General features: G+C 57.1%; 17 protein-coding genes and 1 rRNA gene. 10 read left to right on the top strand and 8 right to left on the bottom strand.

Annotated features, from left to right (window positions below; all coding sequences use genetic code 11):
* The first annotated feature begins 195 nt into the window (after positions 1-195).
* From iclR to AC559G_RS21115, 4 genes are all read left to right on the top strand, one after another.
* Positions 196-1026, top strand: a complete 831-nt coding sequence (iclR, locus tag AC559G_RS21130; RefSeq protein ID WP_121555322.1) for a glyoxylate bypass operon transcriptional repressor IclR — start codon at positions 196-198, stop codon at positions 1024-1026.
* A gap of 457 nt (positions 1027-1483) precedes the next feature.
* Positions 1484-2023: a nucleoside/nucleotide kinase family protein gene (gene gntK / locus AC559G_RS21125; RefSeq protein ID WP_498914475.1), complete on the top strand. Its 540-nt coding sequence runs from the start codon at positions 1484-1486 to the stop codon at positions 2021-2023.
* Positions 2024-2388: 365 nt separating this feature from the next.
* Positions 2389-4203, top strand: coding sequence for a phosphogluconate dehydratase (gene edd / locus AC559G_RS21120; protein WP_498914652.1), 1815 nt, complete (start codon positions 2389-2391; stop codon positions 4201-4203).
* Positions 4204-4238: 35 nt separating this feature from the next.
* The gene (locus tag AC559G_RS21115; RefSeq protein WP_498914473.1) at positions 4239-4880 is read left to right on the top strand and encodes a bifunctional 4-hydroxy-2-oxoglutarate aldolase/2-dehydro-3-deoxy-phosphogluconate aldolase; all 642 of its coding nucleotides are present in this window, start codon (positions 4239-4241) and stop codon (positions 4878-4880) included.
* A gap of 8 nt (positions 4881-4888) precedes the next feature.
* Here AC559G_RS21115 and aceK read toward each other — a convergent pair whose 3' ends face one another.
* From aceK to epmA, 5 genes are all read right to left on the bottom strand, one after another.
* On the bottom strand, positions 4889-6643 hold the full coding sequence (gene aceK / locus AC559G_RS21110) for a bifunctional isocitrate dehydrogenase kinase/phosphatase (RefSeq protein WP_498914650.1): 1755 nt from the start codon (positions 6641-6643) through the stop codon (positions 4889-4891).
* A 120-nt stretch (positions 6644-6763) separates the two neighbouring features.
* Positions 6764-8071 (bottom strand): isocitrate lyase, encoded by a 1308-nt coding sequence (gene aceA / locus AC559G_RS21105; RefSeq protein ID WP_438597865.1) that lies wholly within the window; start codon positions 8069-8071, stop codon positions 6764-6766.
* 91 nt (positions 8072-8162) lie between these two features.
* Positions 8163-9761, bottom strand: a complete 1599-nt coding sequence (gene aceB / locus AC559G_RS21100; RefSeq protein ID WP_498914471.1) for a malate synthase — start codon at positions 9759-9761, stop codon at positions 8163-8165.
* 384 nt (positions 9762-10145) lie between these two features.
* Positions 10146-11075, bottom strand: coding sequence for a homoserine O-succinyltransferase MetA (gene metA, locus AC559G_RS21095; protein WP_438597855.1), 930 nt, complete (start codon positions 11073-11075; stop codon positions 10146-10148).
* A gap of 274 nt (positions 11076-11349) precedes the next feature.
* Entirely contained in the window at positions 11350-12327 is a 978-nt protein-coding gene (epmA, locus tag AC559G_RS21090; RefSeq protein ID WP_438597856.1) for an elongation factor P--(R)-beta-lysine ligase, read from the bottom strand.
* 376 nt (positions 12328-12703) lie between these two features.
* On the opposite strand from epmA, the gene frdA reads away from it, so the two are divergent.
* The 5 genes from frdA to blc all read left to right on the top strand — a co-directional run bounded on the left by frdA (position 12704) and on the right by blc (position 16632).
* Complete coding sequence (gene frdA / locus AC559G_RS21085) at positions 12704-14500, top strand: fumarate reductase (quinol) flavoprotein subunit (protein ID WP_498914468.1); 1797 nt, start codon at positions 12704-12706, stop codon at positions 14498-14500.
* Entirely contained in the window at positions 14493-15227 is a 735-nt protein-coding gene (locus tag AC559G_RS21080; protein ID WP_438597858.1) for a succinate dehydrogenase/fumarate reductase iron-sulfur subunit, read from the top strand. Before frdA ends, AC559G_RS21080 begins: the two co-directional genes overlap by 8 nt.
* Before the next feature lie 13 nt (positions 15228-15240).
* Positions 15241-15633 carry a fumarate reductase subunit C gene (gene frdC, locus AC559G_RS21075; protein WP_498914466.1) on the top strand — a complete coding sequence of 131 codons (393 nt, stop codon included), beginning with the start codon at positions 15241-15243 and terminating at the stop codon, positions 15631-15633.
* A 12-nt stretch (positions 15634-15645) separates the two neighbouring features.
* Entirely contained in the window at positions 15646-16005 is a 360-nt protein-coding gene (gene frdD, locus AC559G_RS21070; RefSeq protein ID WP_498914464.1) for a fumarate reductase subunit D, read from the top strand.
* 87 nt (positions 16006-16092) lie between these two features.
* The gene (gene blc, locus AC559G_RS21065; protein ID WP_498914462.1) at positions 16093-16632 is read left to right on the top strand and encodes a lipocalin/fatty-acid binding family protein; all 540 of its coding nucleotides are present in this window, start codon (positions 16093-16095) and stop codon (positions 16630-16632) included.
* A 160-nt stretch (positions 16633-16792) separates the two neighbouring features.
* Here the strand turns inward: blc and AC559G_RS21060 are convergent, their stop codons facing one another.
* Together AC559G_RS21060 and efp are read right to left on the bottom strand one after the other, a co-directional pair.
* Positions 16793-16924, bottom strand: coding sequence for an entericidin A/B family lipoprotein (locus AC559G_RS21060; RefSeq protein WP_438597862.1), 132 nt, complete (start codon positions 16922-16924; stop codon positions 16793-16795).
* Positions 16925-17140: 216 nt separating this feature from the next.
* Positions 17141-17707 (bottom strand): elongation factor P, encoded by a 567-nt coding sequence (gene efp / locus AC559G_RS21055; protein ID WP_279027274.1) that lies wholly within the window; start codon positions 17705-17707, stop codon positions 17141-17143.
* A gap of 43 nt (positions 17708-17750) precedes the next feature.
* Between efp and epmB the strand changes: the two genes are divergently transcribed.
* Positions 17751-18785 (top strand): EF-P beta-lysylation protein EpmB, encoded by a 1035-nt coding sequence (epmB, locus tag AC559G_RS21050; RefSeq protein ID WP_498914459.1) that lies wholly within the window; start codon positions 17751-17753, stop codon positions 18783-18785.
* Between the two features lie 151 nt (positions 18786-18936).
* Here the strand turns inward: epmB and rrf are convergent.
* A 5S ribosomal RNA gene (gene rrf / locus AC559G_RS21045) occupies positions 18937-19014 on the bottom strand; the annotation flags it as partial.

The raw sequence follows: 19014 nt of genomic DNA, 5'->3' as shown, positions 1-19014 counted from the left end.
CCTTTGCCGCCGGCAATCCCGGGCGCCCAAGGCAGACAGCCATCCTAGCACAGGTTGTAAGGGTTAAGCGGCGGCCGTTAATTGAGAGTTTTTCAGCTTACACCATGAACAGATCCGATGAGCGGATAAGCGTATTGCAATTCGCACTTAAAAAACGAAAATGGATTCCATAATACGGAAAAAGGAAGCATAGCCATGGCCACTCCCGTTCCCGCCAAACGCGGCAAGAAGCCCAGAGCAGCGGCGCCCGCCGCCAGCACCGCCACCGGGCAGGTTCAGTCCCTGACCCGCGGCCTGAAACTGTTGGAATTCATCGCCGAAGCGCAGGGCAGCGTAGCGCTGACCGATCTGGCCCAGCGCGCCGGGCTGCCCAACTCCACCACCCATCGCCTGCTCAGCACCATGCAGCAGCAGGGTTTTGTGCGCCAGGTGGGCGATCTTGGCCTGTGGACCATTGGCGCGCATGCTTTTGTGGTCGGCAGCAGCTTTCTGCAAAGCCGTAATTTGCTGGCGATGGTGCACCCGATCCTGCGCCGGCTAATGGAAGAATCCGGCGAAACAGTCAACCTGGCGGTGATGGATCAGGCCGAGCACCAGGCGATTATTATCGATCAGGTGCAGTGTACGGCGCTGATGCGCATGTCGGCACCGATCGGCGGCAAACTGCCGATGCACGCCTCCGGCGCGGGCAAAGCCTTCCTCGCCACCTTGCCGGATGAGCAGGTCACCCAGTTGCTGCATAAAAAAGGCATGCAGACTTACACCCCGCAAACCCTGACACCGCATAATCTGAAAGCGGGTTTAGCACAGATCCGTAAACAGGGGTTTTCGTTTGACGATGAAGAACATGCGCTCGGCCTGCGCTGCGTCGCGGCCTGTATTTTCGATGAACACCGCGAGGCCTTTGCCGCCATTTCCATTTCCGGCCCGGTGTCGCGTATTACCGACGATCGGGTGATTGAGCTGGGCGCGCTGGTGATCCATGCGGCGAAAGAGATCAGTCTGGAATACGGCGGGGTGCGCTAGTTCTTTCCATCCCCCCTCGCCTTTCACCCTCACCCCAACCCTCTCCCTCCAGGGAGAGGGAGTAGCCCGAGATGGTATTAAGGCCTGTGCACCTGCAGACGGTGAGTGATGTCTTCGTAACCCAGCGGTAAGTTCAGTCCGCCCCCTCTCCCCCTGGGAGAGGGCTGGGGTGAGGGGTCATGCCACCCGTTAAGCCATTCCTTCGTAACACAACGGTAAGCACTGTCCGCCCCCTCTCTCTCTGGGAGAGGGCTGGGGTGAGGGAGAAGTTGCATTCCTGTAACGGTCTGTTTGCCGTCTGTTTCACTATCCACAAGAAATATGAGGCCGATCACAATTAGCGCTTGTGATGAGAAAAGCCGATTGCAACTGCCGCAAACCTTCGATAATGTTACCGATAACATGTTACCGGTAACAATTAAATTAACAACGCCGTCATCAAGCTTGGAGCCCAACCATGAGCAATGAATACAACCGAGTTTACGTCATCATGGGCGTTTCCGGCAGTGGGAAATCCGCCGTGGCCGATGCGGTGGCGCGCCGGCTTTCCGCCGCCTTTCTTGATGGGGATTTTCTGCACCCGCGCAGCAACATCATGAAAATGGCGGCGGGCACCGCCCTGACCGATGACGATCGGGCGCCGTGGCTGGATGCCCTGAACGACGCGGCGTTTGCAATGCAACGCACCAACCGCCTCTCCATCATCGTGTGTTCGGCCTTGAAAAAACACTATCGCGATCGCCTGCGCGCCGGCAACGATAACCTGTCTTTTATCTACCTGCACGGTGATTTTCCGCTGATCCAAGCCCGCATGGCGGCGCGCAAGGGGCACTTTTTCAAACCGCAGATGTTGGTTTCACAGTTCGCCACGCTGGAACAGCCCGGGCCGAATGAAAAAGACGTGGCGGCCATTGATATCAATCAACCCCTGGAAGGCGTTATCGCCGCTACCCTACAGTATATCCAAAGCGCTATGCCGCAGGAGGCCTGCGCGTGAAAACGGCGGCATTTTCCGCAACCGGCGATAAAACCTTGCTAAAAACCGGGGGGCTGGATCAAATTGCAGTGCATTTACTGAACCGGTTTAGCCAAAATAAGGCACACTACACGCAGAGCATCGCCGTGGCAGGGAATGTACCGCGGCGGCGCGCCAATGCCACAGTACCGGTAGCCGCCGTAATGCACCCGAGCAGCAGCGGCATCACCAACGGCCCTATGCGCCGTTCATACCGCACATGGCGGCTCCACATGGCAGCAATAATAGCCTTCGCACGGCAATAACAACACGAACCTTCTCGGCTAACAGCCGCCGGGAAGGCACCGCCATTGGCGGCAATGATTATGAAACAATGTGAGGACGGTATGCTTAATTCGACCCTATCCCGTGTCACGCAACGCATCATCGAACGTTCCAAAGCGGCGCGCGCCGCTTATCTGGCACGCATTGACGCCGCGCGTAGCCAAACCGTACACCGCGCCCAGTTGGCCTGCGGCAACCTGGCCCACGGCTTTGCGGCGTGCCAGCCGGACGATAAGGCCGCGCTAAAGAACATGGTGCGCAACGACATTGCGATCGTCACCGCCTATAACGATATGCTCTCCGCCCACCAGCCGTACGAACATTACCCTGAACGGTTGAAAAAGGCGCTGCACGCCGTGGGCGCCGTCGGCCAGGTCGCCGGCGGCGTGCCGGCCATGTGCGATGGCGTGACGCAGGGGCAAGACGGTATGGAACTGTCGCTGATGAGCCGCGATGTGATCGCCATGTCCGCCGCCGTCGGGCTTTCCCACAATATGTTTGATGGCGCCCTGTTCCTCGGCATCTGCGATAAGATCGTACCGGGGCTGGTGATGTCGGCCCTCTCCTTTGGCCATTTGCCCACGGTGTTCGTTCCTGCCGGGCCGATGAGCAGCGGTTTGCCGAACAAGGAAAAAGTGCGGATACGCCAACTGTACGCCGAAGGCAAAGTTGATCGCATGGCCCTGCTGGAGGCGGAATCCGCCTCGTATCACGGCATCGGCACCTGTACGTTCTACGGCACCGCCAACAGTAACCAGATGGTGATGGAAATGATGGGCCTGCACCTGCCCGGCGCTTCGTTTGTTCACCCGGATACCCCGCTGCGCGATGCCCTCACCGACGCCGCCGCACGCCAGGTGACGCGCCTGACCGGCCGCAGCGGCAGCTATATGCCGATCGGCCAACTGTTGGATGAAAAAGTAGTGGTCAATGGTATCGTTGCGCTGCTGGCCACCGGCGGTTCCACCAATCTGACGATGCATATGGTGGCGATGGCGCGCGCGGCAGGCATCATCATCAACTGGGATGATTTTTCCGAGCTGTCCGACGCCGTCCCCCAGTTGTGCCGCATCTATCCGAACGGCCCGGCTGATATCAACCAGTTCCAGGCCGCCGGCGGCGTGCAGTTGGTGGTGCGCGAATTGTTGAAGCGCGGCCTGTTGCACCAGGACGTGCATACCGTCGCCGGCTTCGGGCTGGAACGTTACACCCAGGAACCGTGGCTGGAGAACGGCCAACTGGCCTGGCGCGACGGCGCAGAGCGCTCGCTGGATGCCAGCGTGATCGCCAGCGCCGAGCAGCCTTTCGCCCACCACGGCGGCACCAAAGTGCTAAGCGGCAACCTGGGCCGCGCAGTCATGAAAACCTCGGCGGTGCCGGCAGACAACCAAATTATCGAAGCGCCGGCGGTAGTATTTGAAAGCCAGCATGACATTGTGCCGGCGTTCGAAGCCGGCCAGTTGAACAAAGACTGTGTGGTCGTGGTGCGCTTCCAGGGGCCGCAGGCCAATGGCATGCCGGAACTGCATAAGCTGATGCCGCCGCTGGGCGTATTGATGGACCGTGGTTTCAAGGTGGCCCTGGTCACCGATGGCCGCCTGTCCGGCGCTTCCGGCAAGGTGCCCTCCGCCATCCATGTGACGCCGGAAGCCTATACCGGCGGCATGCTGGCCAAGGTACAAAACGGCGATCTGATCCGCGTCAACGGCGTTACCGGTGAGCTGGCGCTGCTGGTGCCCGCCGCCGAACTGGCCGAACGCCAGCCTTACCATCCCGATCTGAGCGCAGAGCATATCGGCTGCGGCCGTGAACTGTTCAGCGCTTTGCGCAGCCAGCTTTCCGGCGCCGAGCAGGGCGCAAGTTGCATTCATTTTTAACCCCGCAGCCTGGGGTATAACGGAGAGAAACACCCATGAATAACTGGAAGACCAAACCAGAACAGATTTTGACCGCCGGCCCGGTCATGCCGGTCATCGTGATTAAACAGCTGGAACATGCCGTGCCGCTGGCGAAAGCGCTGCTTGCCGGCGGCGTCAAGGTGTTGGAAGTCACGCTACGCACCCCGTGCGCGCTGGACGCTATCCGCGCCATCGCCCGGGATGTGCCGGAAGCCATCGTCGGCGCCGGCACGGTGCTGAATGCCCGCCAACTGCAGGAAGTGACCGAAGCCGGCGCGCAGTTCGCCATCAGCCCCGGCCTGACCGAAGATCTGCTGAAAGCCGCCACCGCAGGCAGCATACCGCTGATCCCAGGCATCAGCACCGTTTCGGAACTGATGCAGGGCCTCGATTTCGGCCTGCGTGAATTCAAGTTTTTCCCGGCGGAAGCCAACGGCGGCGTGAAGGCGCTGCAGGCGATCGGCGGCCCATTCCCGCAGGTGCGCTTCTGCCCCACCGGTGGCATCTCGCCAGGCAACTACCGTGACTACCTGGCGCTGAAAAGCGTGCTGTGCATCGGCGGCTCCTGGCTGGTGCCGGCAGACGCGCTGGAAACCGGCGACTACGCCCGCATCACCGAACTGGCGTGCGCAGCCATCGCCGGCGCGAAAGCGTAAGCCTGCCCCTAGGAGGTTCCCTCCGCCACCGCGAAGCACACGTCGGTTCGCTGGCTAAAACGCCGGGCTTTGCGGTAGGCGTAGACATCTTCGACATATCCCTCGCGGATACGCTGTTGCAGGCCGCGCCAATAACTCGCTTCGAATAGATCACCGTGTATTTCCTCAAACACCTGCCGGATACGCCGATCGCCGCACAGGAAATGGCGGAATTCCTCCGGAAACACATCGTTGGGGGAAATGCTGTACCAGGGTTCGCTGGCCAGTTCATCTTCTGGGTAGCGTGGCGGCGGAATATCGCGAAAGTTAATCTCGGTCATATAACAGATTTCATCGTAGTCATAGAACACCACGCGCCCGTGGCGGGTAACGCCGAAGTTCTTGAACAACATATCGCCGGGGAAAATATTGGCCGCCGCCAGCTGCTTGATCGCGTTGCCATACTCCTCAATCACCTCGCGCATCTGCTGGTCATTCGCTTGCTCCAGATACAGATTCAGCGGCGTCATGCGCCTTTCCATATAGAGGTGCTTGATCATGATGCGCTCCCCCAGGTCCTCCAGCTTTTCCGGCACCTCCCGCCATAGCTCCGCCAGCAGCGCCGGGCTGATACGCGCCTTATCAATCACAAAGTTCTCATATTCCTGGGTATCGGCCATGCGACCGACCCGATCATGCTCCTTGACCAGCCGATAACAGGCCATTACCTGGGCCTGCGTCACCTCTTTCTGCGGCGCAAACTGGTCTTTGATCACTTTGAACACCCGATCGAACGACGGCAGAGTAAACACCAGCATCACCATGCCCTTCACCCCCGGCGCAACGATAAACTGTTCGTCCGAGTGCGCCATATAGGTCAAATACTCACGATAACACTCCGTTTTCCCGTGTTTTTGGCAGCCAATCGCCATATACAGTTCGGCGGTGGTCTTGCCCGGCAGGATTTCCCGCAGCCATTCCACCAGCGCCGCCGGCAGCGGCGCATACACCATGAAATAGGAACGGGCAAAGCCAAAGACAATGCTGGCTTCGGCTTTGCTGGTCAGGCAGGTATCAATAAACAGCGCGCCCGACTCATTATGGTGGATCGGCAGCAGGAAGGGATGCACGGTATCCGCCAAACGCAGCTTGCCCACCAGCCAGGCCGCCTTGTTGCGGTAAAACAGCTCGTTGGCGATCTGAAAACGCGCCCCGGCCAATTGCCGGGCGCTGAACGCCTGCTGCAACGCCCGGATGATATAGCCGATATCGCGCGGCAGATCCTCCCAGGGCAAACGCAGCGGCAAATCATTCAGCATCCCCTGCAACATGCCGGCCAGTTCGCCATGGGGGGTGAAATCCCGTGCCAACGGCCGCGGGATTTCACGAAAGCGCTGCGCCGGCTGCGAGCTAAACACAAACAACCTTTCCGGCGTGAGATCGCGGTGTTGAAACAGGCGGCAATACACCGAGTTAAAAAAGCTTTCGGCAATCTCAAAGCGCGGATAGTCCGGCAGCAGTTCCGTGTAGACGGCCTTGACCCGGCGGCTGAACTGGGGATCCAGCACGTCCGGCCCGGAAATGCATTTGAGCTGCTCCACCACCAGGCCGACGTGGTGATCGTAAAGGTGGATACGCTTTCTCATCGCCTGCTGCACCGCCGGCCAATCCGCCCGCTCAAAACGCTGCTGCGCGCCGGCGGTCACCTCCAGAAAGCGGCCGTACTGTGCATCAAAGCCCTGCAAGATCGTTTGTGCAATCAACAATGCCCGTTTTTCCGCCATGTCGCCCCCATCCAGACTCACGCGCCAGCCTGCTGCGGCGCGGGGTGTCACCGCTACGCGATAACGCAGGCGCGCCGCCCCGCTGTGGAGCAGCGCGCATACGCTTGTCTGCTGTACCGCCTAGAACTGCTGCTCTTCCGTTGAACCGGTCAGCGCGGTCACCGACGAGGCGCCCCCCTGGATGACGTTGGTCACTTTATCAAAGTACCCGGTACCCACCTCCTGCTGGTGCGAAACGAAGGTATAGCCCTGCGTGGCGGCGTCGAACTCAGGCTGCTGCAGTTTTTCAACGTAGTGGCGCATGCCCTCGCCCTGCGCATAGGCATGGGCCAGATCGAACATGTTGAACCACATGCTGTGGATGCCCGCCAGGGTAATGAACTGGTACTTGTACCCCATGGCGCTCAACGCATCCTGGAAGCGGGCGATCGTCTGGTCATCCAGGTTCTTTTTCCAGTTAAACGACGGCGAACAGTTATAGGCCAGCAGTTTGCCGGGGTAGCGAGCATGGATCGCTTCCGCAAAACGTTTAGCCGCCGCTAAATCGGGCACGGAGGTTTCACACCACACCAGATCGGCGTAAGGCGCGTAGGCCAGGCCACGGCTGATGGCTTGCTCAATGCCGGCACGGGTGCGGAAGAAACCCTCCACGGTGCGTTCGCCGGTGACGAATTCGCTGTCGTACGGATCGCTGTCGGAGGTTAACAAATCCGCCGCATCCGCGTCGGTACGGGCGATCAGCAGCGTCGGCACACCCAGCACATCGGCAGCCAGCCGTGCGGCCACCAGTTTCTGTACCGCCTCCTGCGTGGGCACCAGTACCTTGCCGCCCATATGGCCGCACTTCTTCACCGCCGCCAGTTGGTCTTCAAAATGTACCCCGGCGGCGCCGGCTTCGATCATCGCTTTCATCAACTCAAACGCGTTCAGCACGCCGCCAAAACCGGCTTCGGCATCGGCGACAATCGGTAGGAAATAATCCACGTAGCCCTTACTGCCGGGGGTGATATTGTTTGCCCATTGAATCTGATCCGCACGGCGGAAGGTATTGTTGATGCGCGTGACGACCGCCGGCACCGAATCCACCGGGTATAACGACTGATCCGGATACATAGCCGAAGCGGTGTTGGCATCCGCCGCCACCTGCCAGCCGGAAAGGTAGATCGCTTCAATACCGGCCTTTGCCTGCTGCAGCGCCTGCCCGCCGGTTAACGCCCCCAGGCAATTGACATAGCCCTTACGTGATTCGCCATGCAGCAGGCGCCACAGCTTGGCCGCACCGTTTTGCGCCAGCGTGCACACCGGGTTGACCGAGCCCCGCAGCGAAATCACCTCTTCGGCGCTGTAGGGCCGGGTGATGCCTTCCCAGCGGGATGATTGCCATTCCTGTTGCAGTTGCTCAATCTGTTGGGTACGAGAGGTCGTCATCATTCTTATCCTTACGTTGTCAGTTGTAGGGGGTAATGCACCGGCGTTTACGGGCGTGGCGTACGGATAGCCGCCACGCCGGCCGCCGATCTCAGGCCAACAGTTCGTAGCCCGGCAAGGTCAGGAAATCAATTAGCTTATCTTGCGTGGTGATGCGCTCCATCAGGCGTGCCGCATCGTCGAAACGCCCGGCGTTAAAACGCGCCGCGCCCAGTTCTTCGCGGATCACCAACATTTCTTCCGCCAGCATCCGGCGGAACAGCGCTTTGGTGACCGGTTGGCCATCGCTCAGGCTTTTTTCGTGGTGGATCCATTGCCAGATCGAGGTGCGCGAGATCTCCGCCGTCGCCGCATCTTCCATCAGGCCGTAAATCGGCACGCAGCCGTTGCCGGAAATCCAGGCTTCGATGTATTGCACCGCCACGCGAATGTTGGCGCGCATGCCGGCTTCGGTGCGCTCCCCTTCGCAGGGCTCCAGCAGTTGCGCCGCGCCGATCGGGGCATCGCTTTCCCGCAACACCCCCAGTTGATTCGGGCGATCGCCCAGGATGCGGTCAAACACCGCCATAACGGTATCCGCCAGCCCCGGGTGGGCGATCCAGGTGCCATCGTGGCCATTGGTCGCTTCAAGCTCTTTGTCCACTTTCACTTTGTCCAACACCCAGGCGTTTTTTTCAGCATCCTTGCTGGGGATAAACGCCGCCATGCCGCCCATGGCAAAGGCGCCGCGTTGATGGCAGGTTTTGATCAGCAGCCGTGAATAGGCGCTGAGGAACGGTTTATCCATGGTGACCGACTGCCGATCCGGCAGCACACGGTCACTATGGTTTTTCAACGTTTTGATATAACTGAAGATATAATCCCAACGCCCGCAGTTAAGCCCTACGATGTGATCGCGCAGGTGGTAGAGAATTTCGTCCATCTGGAATACAGCGGGCAGCGTTTCGATCAGCACCGTGGCTTTGATGGTGCCGCGCGGCAGATCAAAGCGGTCTTCCGTGAAGCTGAAGACATCGCCCCACCAGGCGGCTTCCTGCCAGGATTGGGTTTTGGGCAGATAGAAGTAAGGGCCGCTGCCTTTCGCCAGCAGTTGGCGGTAGTTGTGGAAAAAGTACAGCGCAAAGTCAAACAGGCCGCCGGGGATCGCTTCTCCTTGCCAGTGCACGTGCTTCTCCGGCAAATGCAGGCCGCGCACCCGGGCAATCAGCACCGCTGGGTTGGGCTTCAGTTGGTAAATTTTCCCGGCTTCGTTGGTGTAGGAAATCGTGCCGTTGACCGCATCGCGCAGGTTGATTTGCCCGTCGATCACTTTGTCCCAACTGGGCGCCAGTGAATCTTCGAAGTCCGCCATAAACACTTTCACGTTGGCATTCAAGGCGTTGATCACCATCTTGCGCTCCACCGGCCCGGTAATTTCTACCCGGCGGTCCTGTAGATCGCGCGGGATACCGCGAATCTTCCAGCCCGACTCACGAATGGAAGCCGTTTCCGAAATAAAATCCGGCAGCGAACCGCGATCGATGTTCTCCTGCCAGGCCGAACGTGCGGCCAATAATGTATTACGCCGCGGGGTGAATCGCCCCACCAGTTCAGCCAGAAAATCAACGGCATCATCCGTGAGGATCTGCCGCTCCTCGGCGCCAAAAGCCTGGCTGAAGGTTAATTCCGTGCCCACTATCTGTTGCGTCATGGTCTTGCTCCCCTCCATCTAACCACCCGAATACTGAACAGCGGGCAATTGGTTTCATCAGAAAAAATGACGGTTCACCGCCGATCAAACACCAACGCATGCTCATTTATTACCCGTTCCGATTTAAGATTAACCAATAAAATAAAAAAATCAAAAACGATTTCCATTTTTATAAAACATTTTTATTTACCCTTTTATTTTCAATGTATTAATAAAAAAATGTATTAAAAAATGATAGGAAATCGTTTCCCACAAGCTAAAAAGCTGGCGTTGTTCGTTTGTTTATACAGGGATTTTCACAGCAAGAAAGGCAACTACGAGGGAAGGAAAAACCAAGGAGGAACAACGGCGGCCACGATTCAGCCGCCTTAAACATGCAAAAAATTAATCGAGGGTAGGATTCATCTGGCGCAGATCGAACGGCGTAATCTGATACACGTAATAGTTCAACCAGTTGGAAAACAGCAGGTGGCCATGGCTGCGCCAGGAAGCTTTTGGCGCCAGTTCGGGGTTGTCATTGGGGAAGTAATTCAGTGGAACGGTGGGGTTGAGGCCGGCGGCTTTGTCCCGACAATACTCCCCTGCCAACGTCAGCGCATCATACTCCGGGTGCCCGGTGACAAACGCCATCCGCTTGTCTTTGCTGGCGAACAGGTAGGCGCCCGTCTGCTCGGATTCAGCAAAAATATCCAGATCGGTATAGTCGCGGATCACATCCGTAGGGAAATCCGCATAGCGCGAATGCGGCGCCAGGAAGGTTTCATCAAAGCCGCGCGTCAGCAGAGCATGCGGCTGAAGCGTGTGGTGCAAATAGACCCCAGACAGCTTCACGTCGCGCGTCAACTTGGGGATGCCGTACAGCACGTTTAGCGCCGCCTGCACCGCCCAGCACACAAACAGCGTTGAGGTAACGTGTTCTTTCGCCCAGTCAATCACGCGCTCAATCTGCGGCCAATAGGCCACGTCGCAAAAATCCACCAGCCCCAGCGGCGCCCCGGTAACGATCAGGCCATCGAAGTTTTCATGCTGAATATCTTCAAAGTTGCAGTAGAAGTTATTCAAATGCTCGGCCGGGGTGTTTTTCGGCGCACGGCGGTCAATACGCAGCAGTTGGATATCAATCTGCAGCGGCGAATTGGACAGCAGGCGCAGGAACTGGTTTTCCGTTTCAATCTTCTTTGGCATCAGATTGAGGATCAATACTTTTAGCGGCCTGATCTCCTGTGTCTTTGCCCGCGAGGATGTCATGACGAAGACATTCTCATTGCGCAAAAAATTAACTGCAGGTAACTCATCAGGCACACGAATCGGCATTACTTGATCCCCTCACATCCGTTTATACGTTTAGACTTCTAGATGCCCGAAGATAGCGTTTTTCACATTGAATGTCGAGTATTCAACCTGAAGGTGAAAATGTTTCATTACGCGCGCCGCAGTGGGATAAGCAACCGGAGTAGCCAGGGGATGACTGAGATAATCATGGGCGGCGCGCCGCCGCAGGCTGAAACGAAACATGCCAGCCCGTTGACCGCGGCTGGCATGGTTAAAGAGCGGGTGATGGCCCGCAATCATACGGGCACAAGGGCATTTAGGCGCGCATTACCGGGAAGGCAATAACTTCATCCAGGCTTTCGGCGCCCAACGCCAGCATCACCAGGCGATCGACCCCCAGCGCCACGCCGGAACACTCCGGCATGCCGTGCTTCAGAGCATCCAGTAAATAGTTGTCGATGGGGTGCTCCGGCAGGCCCAGCGCCGCACGCTTACGGTTATCCTGCTCAAAGCGTTTGCGCTGTTCACTGCTGTCGGTCAGTTCACGGAAGCCGTTCGCCAGCTCAATGCCTTTGAAATACACCTCAAAACGCTCCGCCACCCGATGATCTTCGGTACTGATTTCCGCCAGCGAGGCCTGCGTCGCCGGAAAGTGGTAAACAAACGCCGGCTTTTCACGGCCGATATGCGGTTCAACCCCCGTCACGAACAGCAGTTGCAACAACGTATCGCGATCCTCTTCCGTATCGGCGATGTTGCTCAGATCGAGCTTGGCCGCCACTTCCCGCAGTTGGGCCTTATCGGCCGACAGCGGATCCACATCCAGATGGCGCAAAAACGCCTGCTGGTAGGACAGAGTTTCCGCGCTGTCGCAATCCAGCACCTGCTGCAACAAATCGTCCACCTCATTCATCAGGCGATACATGTCGTAGTGCGGGCGGTACCATTCCAGCATGGTGAATTCCGGGTTGTGATAACGCCCGGCCTCTTCATTACGGAACGAACGCCCCAGTTGATAGATGGGGCCGCTGCCTGCCGCCAACAGGCGTTTCATGTGATATTCCGGGCTGGTCATCATGTACAACGTCATGCCGGCGGCGGCCCCCGGGCCAACAAAACGCGTCTGGAACGGGAACAGTTGAACGTCGGTCACCGTCGCCTGGCTCATGGTCGGCGTTTCAACTTCCAACACCCCACGATCGGCAAAGAACCGCCGGATCTCCGCCAGAATGGCTGCGCGCTTTAACAAATTGGCGATGGGTGCACTAGGTTGCCAGCTTGCCGTTTCGCTCATGATTATTACTCCGAAATCAAACAGGGGATGCAGTCTACCCGTATCCGGCTGCGCAAACAAACGCTTCACCCTAGCGCGAGCGGCCAGGGTAAAAAGCCCCGGGCAGAAACCCTCCGCGCCTGCGATCGCAGAGCCAATGCGACAAGATGCGATGCCACTTTTTTACATGCAACTGCTCACGCGATAAACAACAAAACAATCGTTCATGTCAAATTTCTATTCACTAACTTTAGGTATAGTTAACCCTATATTTATTGTGAGTTATCTATCCTTAATGTTTAGAGCAGATCGTCGTCCGGTTTTATGGGCCCCCAATTATAAACGTTAAGCATAGATTTCTAATTTGCCGTTTTCACAAGAATACTGGAGGAATGCAGTGCAAACCTTTAATGCCGACCTTGCCATTATTGGCGCCGGGGGTTCTGGTTTACGTGCAGCTATCGCCGCAGCGGAAGCCAATCCCCAATTAAAAATCGCACTGATCTCGAAGGTCTACCCGATGCGCAGCCATACGGTGGCGGCAGAAGGGGGCTCTGCAGCCGTCACGCAGGATCACGATTCGTTCGACTACCACTTTAACGATACCGTCGCCGGTGGCGACTGGCTTTGTGAACAGGACGTCGTCGATCACTTCGTGCACCAATGCCCGCGTGAAATGACCCAGTTGGAACAGTGGGGTTGCCCATGGAGCCGTAAACCCGACGGCTCCGTTAACGTACGCCGTTTCGGCGGCATGAAAATAGAACGCACCTGGTTCGCCGCCGATAAAACCGGCTTCCACATGCTGCATACCTTGTTCCAGACCTCGCTCAAATATCCCCAGATTCAACGTTTCGACGAGCATTTCGTGCTGGATATCCTGATCGATGACGGCCAGGCCCGCGGCCTGGTGGCGCTGAACATGATGGAAGGGACGCAGGTGCAAATCCGTGCCAACGCCGTCATTATGGCCACCGGCGGCGCCGGCAGGGTTTACCGCTACAACACCAACGGCGGCATCGTCACCGGCGACGGGATGGGCATGGCTTTCCGCCACGGCGTTCCCCTGCGCGACATGGAGTTTGTGCAGTACCACCCAACCGGCTTGCCGGGCTCGGGCATCCTGATGACCGAAGGCTGCCGCGGCGAAGGCGGCATCCTGGTCAACAAAGATGGCTACCGCTACCTGCAAGACTACGGGATGGGCCCGGAAACCCCGCTTGGCCAGCCCAAAAACAAATACATGGAACTGGGCCCGCGCGATAAAGTCTCGCAAGCGTTCTGGCATGAATGGCGCGCCGGCCGCACCATCGCCACGCCACGCGGCGATGTGGTGTATCTGGATCTGCGCCATTTAGGCGAGAAAAAGCTGCGCGAACGGTTGCCGTTTATCTGTGAGCTGGCGAAGGCCTATGTCGGCGTCGATCCGGTCACCGATCCTATCCCGGTCCGCCCCACCGCCCACTACACCATGGGGGGCATTGAAACCGATCAGCAGTGTGAAACCCGCATCAAAGGGCTGTTTGCCATCGGCGAATGTTCATCCGTGGGCCTGCACGGCGCCAACCGCCTGGGTTCCAACTCACTGGCTGAACTGGTGGTGTTCGGCCGTCTGGCCGGCGAACAGGCGGCGCAACGCGCACTGGAAGCTAACCCGGCCAATGGCAGCGCATTGGATGCCCAGAGCCGCGATGTAAACACCCGCCTGGCTAATCTCATGAAACAAGAAGGCAACGAGAACTGGGCGAAGATTCGCGACGAAATGGGGCTTTCGATGGAAGAAGGCTGCGGTATTTACCGCACGCCGGAACTGATGCAAAAAACCATCGATAAGCTGGCCGAGCTGAAAGAACGTTTCAAACGCGTCAAGATTACCGACAACTCCAGCGTCTTCAATACCGACCTGCTGTATACCATCGAATTGAGTTACGGCCTGGATGTGGCGGAATGCATGGCCCATTCCGCCTTCCAACGCAGAGAATCGCGCGGCGCTCACCAGCGCCTGGATGAGGGCTGTACCGAGCGCGATGATGTGAATTTCCTCAAGCATACGCTGGCGTTCCATAACGCGGACGGCGCGCCGCGCCTTGAATACAGCGATGTGAAGATCACCAAACTGCCTCCGGCCAAACGTGTATATGGCGGTGCTGCCGACGCGCAGGACAAGAAGGATAAGGAGCAGGCAAATGGCTGAGACAAAGACGCTGAACATAGAGATCGTGCGCTACAACCCGGAAAGCGACGCCGCGCCGCATGCCGAGATGTATGCCGTCCCTTATGATGAGCAAACCTCGCTGCTTGATGCGCTGGGCTATATCAAAGATAACCTGGCGCCCGATCTCTCTTACCGCTGGTCATGCCGCATGGCGATCTGTGGCTCCTGCGGCATGATGGTCAACCGGATCCCCAAGCTGGCATGCAAAACCTTTCTGCGCGACTACACCGCCGGTATGCGAGTAGAGGCGCTGGGTAATTTCCCGATCGAGCGCGATTTGGTGGTCGATATGACCCACTTTATCGAAAGCCTGGAAGCGATTAAGCCCTATATCATCGGCAACAATCGCAAACCGGAGGAAGGCCCCAACGTGCAGACCCCGGCGCAGATGGCGAAGTATCACCAGTTTTCCGGCTGCATTAACTGCGGCCTGTGCTACGCCGCCTGCCCACAGTTCGGCCTCAACCCAGAGTTCATCGGCCCGGCCGCCATCACGCTGGCCCACCGCTACAACCTGGACAACCGCGATCACGGCCAGAAACAGCGAATGGCGCAGCTCAACAGCGATAACGGTGTGTGGAGCTGCACCTTCGTTGGCTTCTGTTCCGAAGTCTGCCCGAAACACGTCGATCCGGCTGCCGCGATCCAGCAAGGCAAAGTGGAAAGCGCCAAAGATTTCATGATCGCCATGCTGAAGCCGCAATAAGGGAGAAATGGCAATGACAACACAACGTAAGCCTTATGTGCGCACCATGGAGCAGACATGGTGGCAAAAGCTGGGGTTCTACCGCTTTTACATGCTGCGCGAAGGCACATCGGTGCCGGCGGTCTGGTTCAGTATCGTGCTGCTGTATGGCGTTTTTGCGCTCAAAGGCGGCCCGGAAAGCTGGGCCGGTTTTGTCGGCTTCCTGCAAAACCCACTGGTGCTGCTGATTAACTTCATTGCGCTGCTGGCCGCGCTGCTGCACACCAAAACCTGGTTCGAACTGGCGCCGAAAGCGGCCAACATCGTCATACACGATGAGAAAATGGGGCCTGGGCCTATCATCAAAGCGCTGTGGGCCGTCACGATTGTCGTCAGCGTGATCATCCTGGCCGTGGCCTTACTGTAATCCGGAGGAAACATGATTAATCCAGCACCCAAACGCTCTGATGAGCCGATTTTTTGGGGATTATTCGGCGCCGGCGGTATGTGGAGCGCCATTGTTGCACCGGCCATCGTCTTACTGGTCGGCATACTTCTGCCGCTGGGCCTGTTCCCCGGTGATACGCTGGGCTACGATCGCGTATTGACGTTTTGCCAGAGCCTGATTGGCCGGCTGTTCCTGCTGCTGATGATCATTCTGCCACTGTGGTGCGGCCTACACCGTATCCACCACGGAATGCACGATCTGAAAATTCACGTGCCCGCGGGCAAATGGGTATTCTACGGGCTGGCGGCGATCCTTAGCGTCATTACCCTGATTGGGGTGATTACCCTGTAAATCTCTTCGGCGGTCAGCGCCCGTTGGCCGCCTTGCCTGATTTTCCGCTACACTGTTTACCTATCATTCGGTAAACAGGAGTTGCCAATGCGTTTCTGGTCAAAGCTTTGCGTGATGTTTTCTAGCCTTCTTTCCGTAGCCTGCAGCAACGTTACCCCACCCAAGGATGTTAAGGTCGTCGATAATTTCGACAGTCAACGCTATCTCGGCACTTGGTATGAAGTAGCGCGTTTTAATCACCGCTTTGAACGCGGCCTAGAACAGGTTACCGCCAACTACAGCCCGCGCGAAGACGGCGGCCTGAAAGTGATCAACCGTGGTTTCAATAGCCAAAAGCAAAAATGGCAGGAAAGCGTAGGCAAAGCCTACTTTATCGGTTCGGAACAGGTGGGTGCGCTGAAGGTCTCTTTCTTCGGCCCGTTTTATGGTGGCTATAACATCATTGAACTGGACCCAGACTATCGCTATGCGCTGGTATGCGGGCCAAACAGGGATTATTTGTGGCTTCTGTCACGCACACCAACCCTGGATGCCGGGGTGCGCGCCAAACTGCTGCAAACAGCACAAAGCTATGGCTTTGACACCTCAAGGCTCATTTGGGTAAAGCAGCACAGCCCCCAGGCCTAACTCAGCATGTGCCGAAAACGCGCCCCTGGCGGCGATAAATGATAGCGGCCAACGGGTCTTGGTAAATAAAATAGGGGGAACGAGCACTACGCGAGAATAGCGGGGAAAGTACCCCCACGAGCATAATATGAGAGCTCGTGGGAATACCGTTACGGGCACATTATTGCGCGCTGCGTTGAATCGCTTTTCCGCCAGCTTCAACATCTTTACCAACACCTTGCGTCGTGTTGCAAGCCACCAGAGAAGACAGCATCAGTAAAGAAAAAATCGCGATAATACCTTTTTTCAGCATAATATAATCCTTATTGGTTTTGATGAAAAAGTATGGCTCTCTAAGTTTAGTAAAGAATTTAGGAAGCTTTTTTTTTATACGGATTTTTCTACATCAATAAGGCAAACGATGCTGGCAGGCAATAACATGGGAAGCTGACTGGTGCTGAATCGGATAGCCGTTCTGCAGGAAGAGATTTGCATACCAGGGGCCTAACCCCTGGTATTCGCGCTTATTTTATTTCACGCGGGATACGTATTCACCAGAGCGGGTATCAACTTTGATCACTTCACCGATTTGCACGAACAGTGGCACTTTAACCACAGCGCCGGTAGACAGGGTGGCAGGTTTGCCGCCGGTGCCTGCAGTATCGCCTTTCAGGCCTGGATCGGTATCAACGATTTCCAGTTCAACGAAGTTTGGCGGAGTCACTGCGATCGGCTGACCATTCCACAGGGTCACGATGCACTCGGCCTGATCCAGCAGCCATTTGGCGTTATCACCAACGGCTTTCTCATCGGCAGCCAGCTGATCAAACGTTTCGTTGTTCATGAAATGCCAGAACTCACCATCGTTGTACAGGTAAGTCAGGGTCATATCCATCACGTCTGCGCCTTCGCAGGAATCGGTGGATTTAAAGGTTTTTTCCAACAATTTGCCGGTCAGCAGACGGCGCATTTTTACACGCGCAAACGCCTGGCCTTTGCCCGGTTTAACGAACTCACTGGACTCCACCGCGTAAGGTTCGCCCTCGAACATGATTTTAAGACCCGGACGGAAATCGTTGCTAGAATATGTCGCCATGATGGCCCTCTAAAAAATTTAAACTGGTAACTTAGCCAAAAAAATGGCACACATTATAACCCAAAATACGGTAGATAGAGAAGATTGGTTGCAGCAACTCGCCGATGTTATTACCGATCCCGACGAACTGCTACAGCTGCTGTCTCTGGAAAACCATCCGGAGCTGCCGTCAGGGCACGATGCCCGTCGCCTGTTCCCGCTGCGTGTACCGAGAGCGTTTGTCGCCAGAATACAACCGGGCAACGCCGACGATCCTTTGCTACGCCAGGTGCTCACCGCCAGAGAGGAGTTTATCAGCGCACCGGGGTTCAGTAACGATCCGCTAGATGAACAACGCAGCGCAGTGCCGGGCCTGCTACATAAATATGGTAACCGCGCGCTGCTGTTGGTCAAGGGCGGCTGTGCGATTAACTGCCGCTACTGCTTCCGCCGTCATTTCCCTTACCAGGATAACCAGGGCAATAAAAACAACTGGCGCCAGGCGATAGCCTATATTCGCCAACACAACGAACTGGATGAGATCATCTTCTCCGGCGGCGATCCGCTGATGGCCAAGGATCATGAACTCAGTTGGTTGATTAGCGAATTAGAGAGCATCAGCCACCTGAAGCGGCTGCGCATCCATAGCCGCCTGCCGATAGTGATCCCGGCACGGATCACCGCCGATTTATGCCAGCGCCTGGCAAGCACCCATCTGCAGGTGGTGATGGTCACGCATATCAACCACGCCAACGAAATCGATCGCGCGGTGCGCAGCAGCATGGCGCGGCTGCGGCAGGCCCGGGTGACGTTGCTGAATCAGAGCGTCCTGCTGCGCGGCATCAACGATAATGCCGATGCGCTGGCGGCATTAAGCAATGCCCTGTTCGATGCCGGCATTCTGCCTTATTACCTTCACGTACTGGATAAAGTGCAAGGCGCGGCACACTTTATGGTGAGCGATGATGAAGCCAGGGCGATTATGCATGCGCTGCTGCGCAAGGTTTCTGGTTATCTGGTACCCCGCCTGACACGCGAGATTGGCGGTGAACCCAGCAAAACGCCGCTGGACTTACGCCTGGCGCAGGATAAGTCATAAGTAGCCGTACTCTCTGCCCATTCCCCCTTAACGTCCTACCCTGTTCTTCTCTGCTTTAGTGGAGAAGATCCATTCTATAGGCCGCACCGATCTGTGGCCCACAACGCAAAAAGCCCCGTACGCAAGTACGGGGCTTTTCACTGGGTTTGATGCCTGGCAGTGTCCTACTCTCGCATGGGGAGACCCCACACTACCATCGGCGCTACGGCGTTTCACTTCTGAGTTCGGC

This window comes from Gibbsiella greigii (assembly GCF_039540155.1).
Lineage (GTDB): Bacteria > Pseudomonadota > Gammaproteobacteria > Enterobacterales > Enterobacteriaceae > Gibbsiella > Gibbsiella quercinecans.
The sequence above is the reverse complement of the archived record's forward strand: the minus strand, read 5'-3'. Positions and strand labels throughout refer to the sequence as shown.

Coding starts and splice junctions, on each gene's coding strand:
- AC559G_RS21080 (WP_438597858.1), top strand. CDS start 14,493: ATGGCTGAGACAAAGACGCTGAACATAGAGATCGTGCGCTACAACCCG.
- gntK (WP_498914475.1), top strand. CDS start 1,484: ATGAGCAATGAATACAACCGAGTTTACGTCATCATGGGCGTTTCCGGC.
- epmB (WP_498914459.1), top strand. CDS start 17,751: ATGGCACACATTATAACCCAAAATACGGTAGATAGAGAAGATTGGTTG.
- aceA (WP_438597865.1), bottom strand. CDS start 8,071: ATGACGACCTCTCGTACCCAACAGATTGAGCAACTGCAACAGGAATGG.
- AC559G_RS21060 (WP_438597862.1), bottom strand. CDS start 16,924: ATGCTGAAAAAAGGTATTATCGCGATTTTTTCTTTACTGATGCTGTCT.
- edd (WP_498914652.1), top strand. CDS start 2,389: ATGCTTAATTCGACCCTATCCCGTGTCACGCAACGCATCATCGAACGT.
- epmA (WP_438597856.1), bottom strand. CDS start 12,327: ATGAGCGAAACGGCAAGCTGGCAACCTAGTGCACCCATCGCCAATTTG.
- blc (WP_498914462.1), top strand. CDS start 16,093: ATGCGTTTCTGGTCAAAGCTTTGCGTGATGTTTTCTAGCCTTCTTTCC.
- frdC (WP_498914466.1), top strand. CDS start 15,241: ATGACAACACAACGTAAGCCTTATGTGCGCACCATGGAGCAGACATGG.
- aceB (WP_498914471.1), bottom strand. CDS start 9,761: ATGACGCAACAGATAGTGGGCACGGAATTAACCTTCAGCCAGGCTTTT.
- efp (WP_279027274.1), bottom strand. CDS start 17,707: ATGGCGACATATTCTAGCAACGATTTCCGTCCGGGTCTTAAAATCATG.
- frdD (WP_498914464.1), top strand. CDS start 15,646: ATGATTAATCCAGCACCCAAACGCTCTGATGAGCCGATTTTTTGGGGA.
- metA (WP_438597855.1), bottom strand. CDS start 11,075: ATGCCGATTCGTGTGCCTGATGAGTTACCTGCAGTTAATTTTTTGCGC.
- aceK (WP_498914650.1), bottom strand. CDS start 6,643: ATGGCGGAAAAACGGGCATTGTTGATTGCACAAACGATCTTGCAGGGC.
- iclR (WP_121555322.1), top strand. CDS start 196: ATGGCCACTCCCGTTCCCGCCAAACGCGGCAAGAAGCCCAGAGCAGCG.
- AC559G_RS21115 (WP_498914473.1), top strand. CDS start 4,239: ATGAATAACTGGAAGACCAAACCAGAACAGATTTTGACCGCCGGCCCG.